A 13,343-nucleotide genomic window follows, 5' to 3' on the forward strand; every position below is an offset into this window, starting at 1 on the left:
CAGACCTGAGCAATCAAAACCTGATCTTTCAGAACATGCTGAGTACCATATCACATTTTATCATAATACATCATTGCATTTCTATTAATATTTACTAAACTTTCATATAGATCCCGGCAAAGTGGGCCAGCAACCTATCTTGCAACGGGACTATAAACAAAGGCTTCCATAAAAAAGACATGGTTGCCTGGGGAGGTTACTATGGCAGTACTTACCATTTCTCGAGACATTGGGTCTGGTGGTCTTGAACTTGCCCGCCGTACTGCAGAGCTGACCAACTACCTCATTGCTGATAAATCCGTTATAGAACACATCATGAGAGAATATGGATTTGTCAATTTTGATAAAAGCTATGAATCATCGGGTAGTTTTTTCAGTGCAGAGGAAGAACTTACCGAACGGACTCTATCTTTTTTGGATCAGGTGATTCGGGCTATTGCAAGGACCAATAACTGTATTATCATTGGCCGTGGGGGCTTTGTCCCATTAACCGGTTTTAGCGATGCAATCCATATCAGGGTAACGGCCCCATTTTCGGTTCGTGTTGATCGCGTCATGAGAGAAAGTAATCTCTTGAGCCGTATCGATGCTGAACAAGTTGTGCTAAAAAAGGATAAGGCCCGCCGAGGCTTCCTTGCCCGATACTACGGGGTACGCTGGGAAGATACTGTTCCCTTCGATATGGTAGTAAATGTAGACATCTTTGGGATCGATCCCCTGGCACATCTGTTGGCTGATACTCTGGATCAATTAATGAGCAAACAGGTTAATCCTCCTTCGGTTCAAGATATTTCGGTCGATCCAATCCTTCTCGAAGTGGCTCAAAAGCAACTCGCTGAACATTATGAGATAGAACAGGATCTATAAAAGGCTCGCACTATACGACAGAGATCTATAGCCAGTTTCTATGTAAAAGATACAGCCACTTTTAGTCCTTCCGGCATCGGCTGAGGGCAGCAGAAAGGAGGGGTAGATCAATTTTCCCTGCAGCCAATGCCTGCTGGCATTCTCTCTCATGAAGGGGTAGTTCAAAGGCTCTGCGCCCCACATGTTCCGGATAATGGGCATCGGAACTGGTGATAAGCGGATACCCAAGAGTTTGTACGGTAGGTGGCAGTCGGACACACTCCAGAGCAGACCAAGGACCGGCTGACACAAAGCCAAGCTGACTTGTCATGGAAAAAGCAGGCCGATCCACATGGGCGGGTATAACTAAACCGCCAAATTGCTCTACAAGGGGGCCTATTTCATCAAGCCCCAATTCCAGTGCAGATCCTAGGTATATGTCAATTTCCCCTTCTATTTCATCGTGTTCATTCACTATAACCTGGTCGCCAAGACGCTCCGGATCATGAGGAATCGGTGGCAAAAGAGTATGCACGTACTCACCCAAGGATAGAGCCTTTTCTAAGGTATCAAAGAGGCAGAGCACATGCACCTCTTCACGGGTGGTAGCTTCCATTCCAAAGATTGGTATGATGTTATAGGACACGCAAAGTTTTGCAAAGGAAGGACAATTGGCACAGGTGTTATGATCGGTAAGAGCAAGGATTTTTATCCCCCGACGAGCCGCCTCTTCGACAAGAACCCGTGGAGATAAATCCAGTGAACCGCAAGGAGACAGGCATGAATGGTTATGCAGATCTGCCAGCATATTTTGATTTAGGCGTAGCCCAGCAGTGTAAAGAGACGGCCTGAGGTTATAAATTGATTTTCAGCGGTCCGCACGATAGCAACCCCTTCCTCTCGTGCAGCTTCGATCATATCCTCTGGGACCGGTCGAGAATTACAGATGATAATTAATGTGATATTCACCAAGGTGGCTACCGCTACCGTATTTTTATGGGCTTGAATAGTAATCAGAGCTCCCGCAGCTTTTGCATTAGCCATGACATCGGATAGAAGGTCTGAAGTATAAGCCCCCTCAAGGTCCGTATCTTCGAACCGGTCTTGCACAACTTCACATGAAAGGGTCTTAATAACATCACTGATTTTCATCAATCCTGCTCCTTGGTGTTTTTAAGGTATATAACCGAAACCACCTTTGTGGGACCTCCCAGGGTGGACTCTATCGTAAATTCATCGGAGACCCGTTTCGTATTGGCAAGTCCCATACCAGCACCAAAACCTAAGGAGCGAATCCATTCATTGGCAGTGGACCAGCCTTCCTGCAGGGCAAGCTCTATATTTTCTATACCCGGGCCGGTATCCAAGGCTGTAATAACGACCTTGTCGCCTTGAATTGAACAGCTAATGGTGCCTCCATAGGAGTGTACCACCTGGTTAATCTCCAGTTCATAACTTGCTATAGCAATACGGCGGATAAGTTTGGGATCCAGATTAAGTGCTTTGAGGGCTTTTTTTATTTCGGTAGATGCATGACCGGCACCTTCAAAATCATACCGGGTAGTACTAAATTGCAGTTCTTTCACCGAGGCCGCATCCGCAGCTGGGGGCGGATTATTTTTTTCAAGCCGTAGTACCTCCCGGTTAATTTCCACAAGAAGTGTACGGATAACATCCTTGGAGGTAATAATACCTACCAGTTCCCTGGCCTTATTGAGAACCGGAAAGCGGCCATATCGGTATTTATTGAGGTATGAAATAGCAAAAGAAAGAGGCATATCATCTTCCAGCACAATAACATTCCGGGTCATACGCTTTTCGGCTATATCATCTATGTAACCCTTATCGAGGGCTGTCACAATGTCATCTATGGAAACAATACCCAAAAGCCGCTGATCCTCAGCAATCGGTACACCGGTAATATAGTTTTCTCGCATCAACCCCTGTATGTGCCGTAATGTATCAGTCCGTTTTGCAGTAATAAGAGCAGTGGTCATTACATCTTTAATTTTGAGCCGATAAATGAGTTCTAGAATCACTGTTGGGGAATCGAAGGTATTGATGGGAATATCATCCTGCATGGTCCTGCCCCTTAAGGATATACTGTTCTACAAATTCAGCTACCCCATCTTCTTCATTAGTCTTGTTAGTTATTGCCTTTGCAATAGCCTTTATTCTCGGATCCCCATTTGCCATGGCTACTCCAAAACCAGCCCAACGAATCATACTCTCATCATTCATGCTGTCTCCAATGGCCATAACCTGACTACGGTCAATTCCAAGTAACTGTGCCACTATTGCCAGAGCTTCGCCTTTACCGGTGGCAGGAGGAAGAATTTCAAGGAAATAGGGCTTACTGGTAAAAATAGTCACCCGATCCCCAATAAAAGTCTTTAGTATCGTTTCCAGAGGACGCAATAAGGCAGGATCTCCAGGAACAACCATTTTTTGAGCCCCCGCAGCGAGGAAACTCCTAAAATTATCAACCACAACCTGCCGCTGACCGGTCAGTTTTTGATCAATATCTGCATATTCATTCCGGCGGGATACATAAATTGTTCCTTCATCATAGATCTGTACTGGAAAACCTTCCGCATCGACTAGATCATAAACTGCAAGAGCAGCTTCCATAGGAAGAAAAAATTCCTTAATTACTGTACCGGTGTGACTTTCCAAGATAGTGGTGCCATTATTGCAAACGAGATACCCCGGCCGTTTATGCAAGCCCAGATCCCGGGCATAACGGTCCATCGCTGCAGGGGATCGGCCAGAGGCAAGCATAACAATAACCCCCGCTGCTTCTACTCGTTTTAAGACATTTTTTGTATGAAACGATATGGTTAAATCTTCACGAAGAAGCGTGTCATCCAGATCCAGAGCTAACAGCTTAATTTCATGCATCGGCTGTTCCTTTTTCCAATAATTTACCTAGGGCAACACAGGCCTGAAACATTGAAAGAGGGGTAGATAGTACGGTGATTCCGTGTTCTTCGGCTACTTTTTTCATCGTTGGCTGTGGGTTTTTATCGTTAACAAGCAATACTCCTTTAGCACCTACAATATCAGCTGTACGAATTGTTTGTTCCGATGTTAGAGAAGTAACGATGATGGCATTTTCCAAGTCTGTTACCAACACATCACTCATCAGATCGCTCGCCACCACATGTTCTATTATAACACCAGAGAAATCATCGCCTTTATTAATAACATGAGCAGGAAGTTGCTCAATAATATCAAGAAACGTCATTCAGACTCCCTTACTCTTCTATATAATCCTGTTTTGCCATCCGGGCAAGTTCCCGATAATGTTCTGCATTTTCCTTAATACCCGCAATCTCTGCAGCGGTCAATTCTCGTATTACCTTTGCAGGAGCACCAAGAATAAGCGACCGGGAAGGAATTTTTTTTCCCTGAGTCACAAGCGCACCAGCTCCGACAATAGATTCAGAACCTATCTCAGCACCGTTCAGAATGATAGCCCCCATACCAATGAGGGCATTATCACCTATCACACAGGAGTGTAGAATCGACCGATGTCCTACCGTTACATGTTTACCCACAATAGTAGGCATATTGGTATCCACATGAATCACCGTTCCATCCTGTATATTGCTCCCCTCCCCAATTTCAATCGGCGCAATATCAGCCCGCAGGGTAACCGAAAACCAAACTGAAACATCTTTGGCGAGACTAACCGCACCGGCAACTTCCGCATTCCAGGCAATGAAAACCGATTGATGAATTTTTGGGACCAAATCCTTAATTGCATGAACCATTATACCCCTCCATACTTGAAGAATATCCGCATCTAGGTCACTATTCAATAGCAATTTTTATCTCTACCATGCTATACTAGATACCATAATGGGACGGATTTTTGTATTTGTAAATCAAAAAGGCGGAGTAGGAAAAACCACTTCAGCCATCAATATTGGCGCATACCTGGCAGAAGCTGGACAACGGGTACTGCTCGTAGACTTTGACTCCCAAGCTAACCTTACTAGCGGTGTTGGAGCCGATGGGAGCAAGCCTGGGATATATGAACTGATATCCGGAAAAAACAGCGCCACCGAAGTCATTCAGGAAACCTCGGTTCGAAACCTTTTTGTTATTCCAGCTTCGATTGACCTTTCAGGGGCTGCGGTTGAATTAGTAGAACAGGAAGACCGGGATTACTATCTAAAACGTTCCCTGGATAGTCTGCGGGATCAGTATGATTTTATCTTGATTGATTGTCCCCCATCCCTTGGAATTTTAACCCTCAACGGGTTAGTTGCCGCCGATGGGGTACTGATACCGCTACAATGCGAGTATTTTGCCCTAGAAGGACTTTCTCTACTCCTCCAAACCATTAAACGCATCCAGAAGGGGCTGAATCCCCATTTAGATATTGCAGGTATATTTTTTACCATGTATGACCAGCGAACCAAGCTAGCTCAGGATGTGGTCCGACAGGTAACCGCCTATTTTAAGGACCGGGTCTTTAAGACTATTATTCCACGAAATGTCCGACTTTCTGAAGCACCTTCCCATGGCATCCCGATATCCCAATACGATGCCCTCTGCGTAGGAGCCCGCAGTTACAAAAGTCTCGCCGAGGAGGTACTGAACCGTGGCCGCTAAATATGGACTCGGTAAGGGTCTTGATGCGCTGCTCTCAGGAACCTCAGCAGATGAAACAAGACCTGAAAACGCACCTCAGGGAGAAGTTCGGATACCCCTCGAAAAGCTGAAAGCCAACCCCAATCAGCCCCGCAAAGTGTTTGATGAAGAATCGCTTCAGGAACTGGCCGCCTCAATCCGGGAACATGGGATCATACAACCAATCATTGTTGAAGAAACCCCTGACGGAACCTATATCATCGTCGCAGGCGAACGACGAAGCCGGGCTGCCCGTTTAGCAGGGCTGCGGGAAGTACCAGCAATTATCCGCAACTACTCTGATGAACGACGACTCGAAGTAGCTCTTATCGAAAATGTTCAGCGATCGGATCTGAACCCCGTTGAGGAAGCCCAAGCCTATAAGCGCCTCATGGAACTGACCGGCCTCTCCCAGGATGAGGTGGCCGCCCGGGTTGGTAAAAACCGTTCTACTGTAGCTAATGCCCTGAGGCTCCTCAAACTTCCTGATGACATGCAGCATGCTTTAGCGGCCCAGCAAATGACGAGTGGCCATGCCCGTGCTATCCTTTCTGTAGTTAACCCAGCTGATCAACGGGTGCTTTTTGGAAAAATTATTGCCGATGCAATTTCAGTACGGGAAGCAGAAAAATTTGCCCAGGAACTTAATGGCGGCATCCGTGCAGCGGATAAACCAAAGAGAACAGATAAACTCCATGAAAAAGCTCCAGAATTACTTGCCATGGAACAACAGTTTATTGATATTCTGGGAACAAAGGTTTCTATTTCAGGGGGACTGAAACGAGGGTCCATACATATTGATTATTATTCAATGGAAGATCTGGATAGGATCTATGCAATATTAGCCAGCAAAGAAACTCAATAAGAGTATAGTAAAAGGAAGGATGTCATGAGTACCATACTAATTATAGACGATGACAGCACCATTCAGGATGTGGCTGAAGCAATCCTTAAAAACCAGGGGCATACCGTCTTAAAAGCTCTCGACACCCTGCAAGCTGAACGTTATTTATCCTCATCATGTATAGATCTTATTCTGCTTGATATTGTGTTACCCGGTCAAGGCGGCCTGGAATACCTCATGGATATCAGGAATCGGCATCCAAACATTGCTGTTATTGTTATGTCTGGTAAGGTGCGAACGGACCTCTTACCGGTAAAAAAGCTGGCCCAGCAATTTGGCGCCGTCTGTATTCTTTCAAAACCCTTTACAGCACCAGAATTGATTGAATCTGTAACAGCTGCTCTGAAAAGCAGCTGTAATTAACTGCGGCCTGGGTTGCGGCTACTGCCATACACTAGGAGCCTGTCGGACAAGTCCGACAGGCTCCTAGCCAGAAATAAGCCCTGGCCGGCCTTCCCAGAGGAGTATTGCCGCGGCAGCAGCTACATTAAGGGAGTCCACAGCATCCACTTCAAAACGCCTCTGTGGAATCGTAACCTGTGCACAAGACCGGTTCAACATTTCCTGAGACAAGCCAAACCGCTCATTACCCAACATGAGAGCAAGTTTTTTCACCTGACGGAGGGACTCGGGGCTACAGGAGTCTGGACTGAGCATGGCCGCCCAGAGTTCCCATCCCGTGCTTGCGAGGAGTTCCAATTCACCGGCACCATGAAAGGTATAGATGGGTAATGCAAACACCGCAGCCATAGAACAGCGAAGCACCCGCCGGCTATACGGATCGGCAGAACGAGGGCCCAGCAGGATTCCATCCCATCCAAGAGCCGCAGCGGTTCTGATAATGGCCCCCAGATTTTCCGGGTCTGTAATTTGTGGCAAAACAACAAGTCGCTGCCCTGAAGCAACCAGCGTCCCCGCTTCGGACAGAGGTTGTAGCTCAGGCCGCCGGGCCGCAAACAGTAAGCCCCGATGAAAGGGATAGCCCGCAAGCTTGCTGATTTCTGCTTCGCTCAGAACCTGTATGGGAATTGTTCCTCGGCTGATGGCCTCTGCATCTTCCAAAGCGGCGGGCACACAAAGTATTCCCAGGGCATCACAAAAGGCTGCGGTCCGTTCAGCCACGAGCCGACCTTCAGCAATAATAATCCTTTCCTTACGGAGTTCTCGGTCTTTAAGCTCGGCAAACCAAGCCAGGTCCAACTCAGCCATTGGTACGACCCATAAACCAGGCTTTCCAGCCCTGATACACCTGGGACCGATCAAGGCCCAGAGCTTTTTCATAATCACCCCGTTCCAGCAAACGGAACAGAGCTTCTTTGCCGAATATTTCCAGCACATATTGAATAAAAGAATCGGCAAAGCTATAGCCATTATGGTTGGCAAAATACAGCGGGTTTCCAGATGTCAGTATTTTTTCCGGAGGAAATTCCATAGATTGATGAATTGCTTTGCCGCGACTGCCGTTGGTGAGATACAGGGCCACCCCTTCGTTAAGCCAGAGGGGGCAATGGGGATATAACCGATAGATGACCGTGTGAATATACTCATGGCCAACTGCACCAAGAATACTGTCATAATCATGCACCCTGGTTGGATGGTCTGGCGAGAGAAGCAATACCTTTTCGCCTATATTATCCCCAATGTACCATTCAAGATTCAGAAGCCGGCCGATGAGGCCATACTTCTTTGTCACAAACTGCTGATGGTCTGTATAGATATATACATGGGTAACAGGAACGGAAACATTAAAAAACTCAGCCCCCGCGCTTTCTGCAGCTTCCAGAGCTCTGACCAGATCTTCCAGAACTGTCACCCTTTCATCAACATGATGAATGATAAAATTGCCATAAGAACTTTGACACATTCCCCCTATTTCGGGATTGCTTGCACAGGAGATAAAGAGCAGAAAACAAACAACAGCAGGGTACCAGTGTTTCATACCCTGCTGTTATAGCAGAAAGGACTTTTACCGTGCAACGGCAGCGGGTGGCTTTGGAAAGCTCTGAATACATTTCAGAGAATTTTCCAAATCTTCACCGGAGAATTCATAATCCTGCAACTGTCCAGCAAAGTACTTTTCATAACCCGCCAAGTCCATAAGCCCGTGACCGGAAAGACCGAAAACAATAACCTTTTCCTTTCCTTCTTCCTTGGCCTGTTTTGCTTCCCGGATCGCCATGGCGATGGCGTGGCTCGATTCGGGAGCTGCGATAATGCCTTCGGTTCGGGCGAAGGTGACCGCCGCATCATAGCATTCAAGTTGATGAACCGATCTGGGTTCTACTAGGCCGTCGAGGACCGCTTTGGATACCAGCGGAGCCATACCATGGTACCGGAGGCCCCCTGCATGAATCGTGGGGGCAATAAACTCGTGGCCCAGGGTATGCATGGGAAGGAGCGGTGTCATCCCGGACATGTCTCCCAGGTCATAGGCAAAAACACCCTTGGTAAGGGTCGGACATGAAGCGGGTTCTACCGCGATAATATCGATATTAGCCCCTTCGATCTTATCCTTTACAAAGGGGAAAGCAAGGCCTGCAAAATTGGATCCGCCACCCACACAGGCAATGACCGAATCGGGGGTCCGTTCGCCAATCTTCGCTAACTGGGCCTTTACTTCCTGACCAATAATGGTCTGATGCAGCATGACATGATTCAGGACCGACCCAAGGGCATACTTGGTTGAACCCGTCTTGTCAGACACCGCTTCTTCCACCGCTTCACTGATGGCGATGGCAAGACTACCGGGACAATTGGGGTCCTTTGCAAGAACAGACCGGCCAGCCTCAGTATAGGGGCTCGGACTGGGAATACAGGTGCCGCCCCAGGTCTGCATCATCAATTTACGGAAGGGCTTCTGCTCAAAGCTTACCTTAACCATGTAAATTTTACATTCCATACCCATGAGGGCACAGGAGAAGGCCAGGGCACTTCCCCATTGGCCAGCCCCTGTTTCAGTTGTTAGTTTTTTAACTCCCGATATTTTATTGTAATAGGCCTGGGCGACCGCCGTGTTTGGCTTGTGACTTCCTGCGGGGGATACGCTTTCATTTTTAAAATAAATCCTGGCTGGGGTACCTAAGGCCCGCTCAAGGGCTACCGCCCGATGCAAAGGCGACGGCCGCCAGCGGGACAAAATCTCCAGCACCGGTTCAGGTATATCAATCCAGCGCTCCTGGGACACTTCCTGCTCAATAAGGGGGGCTGGAAAAATAGCGGAAAGCATATCCGGTGTTACGGGCTTTCCATCGGGCCCCAGGGGAGGCAGCATGGGGGTTTTGAAATCCGCCGCCAGATTGTACCACTGGCGGGGCATTTCATCTTCCGAAAGCACCACCCGGATTGGTCCATAGGGTTTTTTATCGTGGATAGACATAATTGGCTCCTTTTATGTTTCTATATATAGATACATTATGTATAACATAGGAACTAACCTTTGACAAGTCTTTTTTTTAAACTTTTTTGCCCTTCCAATAGACAGGCAAGCGGAGTAGAACCATCAGGGTCAACACAACATTCAACATAGGAATAATGAAAATCTGTATAAGGAAATCTATAGGACGCAGGTCTTTTAAATGTTCTCCTGAAATGACAATCGCTGCAATGGTATTCATCGACATAGCAACCCACACGGCCACCGGCAGGGGCCAAAGCAGGCTTTCCAAAACAAGTAACGGAAGGGCTACCATTCCGAGACTTATCATCAACATAAGCATGTTAAAAGAAAGTCTGGTTGACCTATCGGGACTAAAAATACCTCCTTTTGTCCAGCGGAGACCCTGAATAAAAAATTGTTTCCATGTCGGTTCAGTTTCAGTGAGCACATGAATATCAGGACCCAGGCTAGCCCTGATTTTACAGGGAGTTTTCTGGTTGATAAAGGAAATCAGCGCTGCATCTTCGGTAACACTGAAAGGGACTGCACCATAACCACCAGCAGCATCTAATACAGACTTCCTTACCGCCATATTATTTCCAAAGCCGCCACCAGGAGCTCCAATAGCTGTGGAAGCTGCTAAATATCCATACCGAACCACATGATCGAACGCCTGGGTTTTATAAAGAAAGGACGCTTGAGGTGTTTTTTTAAAAACCGGGCCAATAACAAGGCCTGTATTCAGATTAGACATACGCTTAACCATTCCACTAACCCAGGTTGTTGGCAGTTCACAATCCGCATCGGTCAGCAATACCAGTTCTCCAGCAGCTGCTTCAAACCCCTTGATCAAACCAAACTGTTTATAATTGGGCCCCGGATTTTCAGTAAGCTGTAGTAATCGACACAAATGACCTTCGAGATTAAATTGTTTACTAAATTCATGAATTATAGAAGCTGTTTCATCGGTCGATCGGTCATCTATAAAAAGCAGCTCTATAAGAGGATAATCCTGCTTTAAAAGCGATTTTAGAAGCGCAGAAATCCGGTTTGCTTCGTTGTGAACCGGAATAATTATAGAAACTGATATGGTTCCAGTTAGTACGTTGTTGCGCGCACTCAGGTCTCTGCGATATTCCAGATAGAGACCTGCCATAAGCACCAAATGAAGACCAACAAAAATGATGAAAAAAAAGATAGTAAAAATCACCAGCATATTACAAACCATACAATGAAACATCATATTGTCAAGAACTAAGCGGTCTTGATTTTTACGTTATGTTGATGGTAATATAGATCTTGACGGGGAATTAGCTCAGTTGGCTAGAGCGATTGGTTCGCAATCAATAGGTCAGGGGTTCGAATCCCCTATTCTCCAATCATGAAAAACCGGCCTTTGGGCCGGTTTTTTACTTTAGAATGAATAGGGGATTCGAACCGAGTGAGCACCGCGCGGAAGCGTGGGAAGGTGCCCATGGAGGGGCACCGCCAGCGAACGAGGCGGCCCGGAAACCTGAGGCACGATGCCGAAGGTTGTAGGGCGAATCCCCTATACTTTAAAACCAATAGTATGCTGTAGATGACTGCGGCTTTTGAGTTCTAGTTCCAGTTCGCTGATTATTTCTTGGGGTGTCGGACTATCTACGAACGCAAGCCTTTTTGCAACGCTTGAAAAGTCGCCAGGGACCAGGCCTTCCAAGTTGTGGATACGAAAACAAGCTTCTGTATCAAAGGTTATATGGGAAAAATAGCGGCGGGCCAAAGTAAGACGCTGATCTGGAGTTGGCGGGTAGAATTCAACCTTATAGGGGAAACGGCGGAAGCTTGCACCATCCAGGGCCTTAATAAAGTTAGTTGTGGCAATAAACAGGCCCTTAAAATCATCCATCTGATTAAGAAATTCATTGGTCTGACTGCGTTCCCAACTCCTTTCATTTTTTTCGCGGTTAAGGATAAAAGAATCGGCTTCATCTAAAATCAGGACATTGTTTTCAGCTTCCTTAAAGGCATCACGGATCCGATCTTCCGTAACACCAACATAAGGACTAAAAAGATCGCTTGCCCTTTTAATGATAGGCTGAAGTTGTAACTCAGTGGCAATATGAATAGCCAAGGCTGATTTTCCCGTACCGGGTAATCCATAAAAAAGGATATTTAATCCTTGCTGGGTTCGAGAAAATGTATCATACCATTTTTTAATCCGATCTAAAAGGACATAGGGATCTATTGAAAGATGTAAAAGCCCCACATCAATTTCTTCAATTTTATTATTTATCTTCTGATTGTCTTTCATAAGCATTTCCTGACTGCGGCTGAGCATATCCTTGGCCACCTCTAGAATCCGTTCCTGGCTTTCGCAGTCTTCCTTGAGTAGGGAACAAATTTCATAGACCTGACGTATCCGAGATGGGTTTGCCTTAAAATCCTTGGCAAGTTTATCTATATCCGTAGAAGAAAAGAGGTTCGTAACATTATTGTTTGTTTCCCACATTTGTTTTCTATATTGAATACTTGCGGGTTTAAAACCAATGATAATGTGCATTCGGCGCAGGACTGAAGCTGGAATTCTGTTAGTTTGATTAGTGATGAATATTATTTTTATTGTTGCATTATCTAAAAATTGATTAACAATCGCTTTGAACGTCGAAGGTGTACCCTGGGCAGAAAGCACGTCTTCGCTGTTTAAAAGAGTATCCGCTTCATCAATAATGAGAACCTCTTTTTTTGAGTCCAATAATTTTGCTGAAAGATAGAGATTTGAAAGAGGACGGCTACCATCCACATCGTCGGTCATCAAACTATAGGGGATTAGATTACACGAAAGAGAGAGGGCTTTGCTCAACTCTGATTTTCCAGTCCCTGGCTCACCATAAAAAAGTAAAAAAGCAGGACCATGGCGCTTTAACGCCGCTTTAGCAGAAAGTATGGTTGCCTCAGGCAGATCAAAGGTTTCTAAGGCAAAATAGGGCGGCTCTAGAACATGCAATAAAAATGATGAAAGGGGCCGATTGTTTATATCTTCCAGGTAATTATGCACATATTTATTTAAGCCAACTCTGATATTTATGTGCCTTAAATCAAATAATGCAAACCTTTCAAATTCCAATAAACCTAACTTTCCCATAGGACTATGCAGTCTAAGTTCTGCTACAAGCTCATTTTTCGATATGTGGACCCAAGTAGTAAGTATAACCAATTGGCAGGCCGCAGATTGTTTTTCAAAATATGCAGTAAAAGCATTCATACTACCATAAATGTACAGGAACTCTACTATTTTGATGTGATGAGCCTGTAAATTAAAACGGTCTGCCAGCTCTGTCAGCTTAGGGTTTGTCCGTTGCATATGCATCGATACATATTCTTTGATTTCGTTAACTGCCTTATCCCGGTTTACACTGTCTTTTTCCTCCGCCGATATATTTGGAATGAGCACTTTTAATAAATCACACTGATTGTGAATAAGATCATACAAATCATCACCATGTTCCTGTGTATTCCAGCATTGCAGTAAAAGCTCAGTATAACGATAATCCCAGTAGGTAAAGCCCTCCATACTAAAACCTCCAGGATTATTGT

Annotated in this window: 15 protein-coding genes and 1 tRNA gene; 5 read left to right on the forward strand and 11 right to left on the reverse strand. The window is 45.8% G+C overall.

The features are described 5' to 3' along the window. Window positions 1-201 precede the first annotated feature (201 nt). Window positions 202-867: a cytidylate kinase-like family protein gene (locus SPICA_RS14070; RefSeq protein ID WP_013970154.1), complete on the forward strand. Its 666-nt coding sequence runs from the start codon at window positions 202-204 to the stop codon at window positions 865-867. A 61-nt stretch (window positions 868-928) separates the two neighbouring features. On the opposite strand, the gene SPICA_RS14075 is transcribed toward SPICA_RS14070, so the two are convergent. Genes SPICA_RS14075 through SPICA_RS14100 form a run of 6 tightly spaced genes read right to left on the reverse strand, consistent with a single transcriptional unit; the run spans window position 929 to window position 4,622 of the window. Beyond that, complete coding sequence (locus SPICA_RS14075) at window positions 929-1,654, reverse strand: PHP domain-containing protein (protein WP_013970155.1); 726 nt, start codon at window positions 1,652-1,654, stop codon at window positions 929-931. A gap of 8 nt (window positions 1,655-1,662) precedes the next feature. Continuing rightward, window positions 1,663-1,998, reverse strand: a complete 336-nt coding sequence (locus SPICA_RS14080) for a hypothetical protein (RefSeq protein ID WP_013970156.1) — start codon at window positions 1,996-1,998, stop codon at window positions 1,663-1,665. Next, window positions 1,998-2,927 carry a CBS domain-containing protein gene (locus tag SPICA_RS14085; protein WP_013970157.1) on the reverse strand — a complete coding sequence of 310 codons (930 nt, stop codon included), beginning with the start codon at window positions 2,925-2,927 and terminating at the stop codon, window positions 1,998-2,000. Before SPICA_RS14085 ends, SPICA_RS14080 begins: the two co-directional genes overlap by 1 nt. Beyond that, on the reverse strand, window positions 2,917-3,747 hold the full coding sequence (locus tag SPICA_RS14090) for a Cof-type HAD-IIB family hydrolase (RefSeq protein ID WP_013970158.1): 831 nt from the start codon (window positions 3,745-3,747) through the stop codon (window positions 2,917-2,919). The genes SPICA_RS14085 and SPICA_RS14090 overlap by 11 nt, the downstream gene beginning before the upstream one ends. Further along, window positions 3,740-4,093: a DRTGG domain-containing protein gene (locus SPICA_RS14095; RefSeq protein WP_013970159.1), complete on the reverse strand. Its 354-nt coding sequence runs from the start codon at window positions 4,091-4,093 to the stop codon at window positions 3,740-3,742. The genes SPICA_RS14090 and SPICA_RS14095 overlap by 8 nt, the downstream gene beginning before the upstream one ends. Before the next feature lie 10 nt (window positions 4,094-4,103). Next, window positions 4,104-4,622: a gamma carbonic anhydrase family protein gene (locus SPICA_RS14100; protein WP_013970160.1), complete on the reverse strand. Its 519-nt coding sequence runs from the start codon at window positions 4,620-4,622 to the stop codon at window positions 4,104-4,106. Window positions 4,623-4,710: 88 nt separating this feature from the next. On the opposite strand from SPICA_RS14100, the gene SPICA_RS14105 reads away from it, so the two are divergent. Genes SPICA_RS14105 through SPICA_RS14115 form a run of 3 tightly spaced genes read left to right on the forward strand, consistent with a single transcriptional unit; the run spans window position 4,711 to window position 6,754 of the window. Continuing rightward, a complete protein-coding gene (locus tag SPICA_RS14105; RefSeq protein ID WP_013970161.1) occupies window positions 4,711-5,469 on the forward strand; it encodes a ParA family protein in 759 nt (252 codons plus the stop codon). Continuing rightward, complete coding sequence (locus SPICA_RS14110; protein ID WP_013970162.1) at window positions 5,459-6,352, forward strand: ParB/RepB/Spo0J family partition protein; 894 nt, start codon at window positions 5,459-5,461, stop codon at window positions 6,350-6,352. Before SPICA_RS14105 ends, SPICA_RS14110 begins: the two co-directional genes overlap by 11 nt. A 24-nt stretch (window positions 6,353-6,376) precedes the next feature. Continuing rightward, a complete protein-coding gene (locus SPICA_RS14115; RefSeq protein ID WP_013970163.1) occupies window positions 6,377-6,754 on the forward strand; it encodes a response regulator in 378 nt (125 codons plus the stop codon). Between the two features lie 63 nt (window positions 6,755-6,817). Here the strand turns inward: SPICA_RS14115 and SPICA_RS14120 are convergent, their stop codons facing one another. From SPICA_RS14120 to SPICA_RS14135, 4 genes are all read right to left on the reverse strand, one after another. Continuing rightward, entirely contained in the window at window positions 6,818-7,672 is an 855-nt protein-coding gene (locus SPICA_RS14120) for a TrmH family RNA methyltransferase (protein ID WP_169311892.1), read from the reverse strand. Continuing rightward, on the reverse strand, window positions 7,593-8,330 hold the full coding sequence (locus SPICA_RS15600) for a hypothetical protein (protein ID WP_013970165.1): 738 nt from the start codon (window positions 8,328-8,330) through the stop codon (window positions 7,593-7,595). Before SPICA_RS15600 ends, SPICA_RS14120 begins: the two co-directional genes overlap by 80 nt. A gap of 27 nt (window positions 8,331-8,357) precedes the next feature. Next, window positions 8,358-9,767, reverse strand: a complete 1,410-nt coding sequence (locus SPICA_RS14130) for a TrpB-like pyridoxal phosphate-dependent enzyme (protein WP_013970166.1) — start codon at window positions 9,765-9,767, stop codon at window positions 8,358-8,360. 76 nt (window positions 9,768-9,843) lie between these two features. Beyond that, window positions 9,844-10,983 carry a glycosyltransferase gene (locus SPICA_RS14135; RefSeq protein WP_013970167.1) on the reverse strand — a complete coding sequence of 380 codons (1,140 nt, stop codon included), beginning with the start codon at window positions 10,981-10,983 and terminating at the stop codon, window positions 9,844-9,846. An 88-nt stretch (window positions 10,984-11,071) separates the two neighbouring features. On the opposite strand from SPICA_RS14135, the gene SPICA_RS14140 reads away from it, so the two are divergent. After that, window positions 11,072-11,145: transfer RNA gene (locus SPICA_RS14140), tRNA-Ala, on the forward strand. A gap of 171 nt (window positions 11,146-11,316) precedes the next feature. Here the strand turns inward: SPICA_RS14140 and SPICA_RS14145 are convergent. Next, window positions 11,317-13,320 (reverse strand): AAA family ATPase, encoded by a 2,004-nt coding sequence (locus SPICA_RS14145; RefSeq protein ID WP_013970168.1) that lies wholly within the window; start codon window positions 13,318-13,320, stop codon window positions 11,317-11,319. Window positions 13,321-13,343 lie beyond the last annotated feature (23 nt).

It is taken from the genome of Gracilinema caldarium DSM 7334 (assembly GCF_000219725.1).
GTDB lineage: Bacteria > Spirochaetota > Spirochaetia > Treponematales > Breznakiellaceae > Gracilinema > Gracilinema caldarium.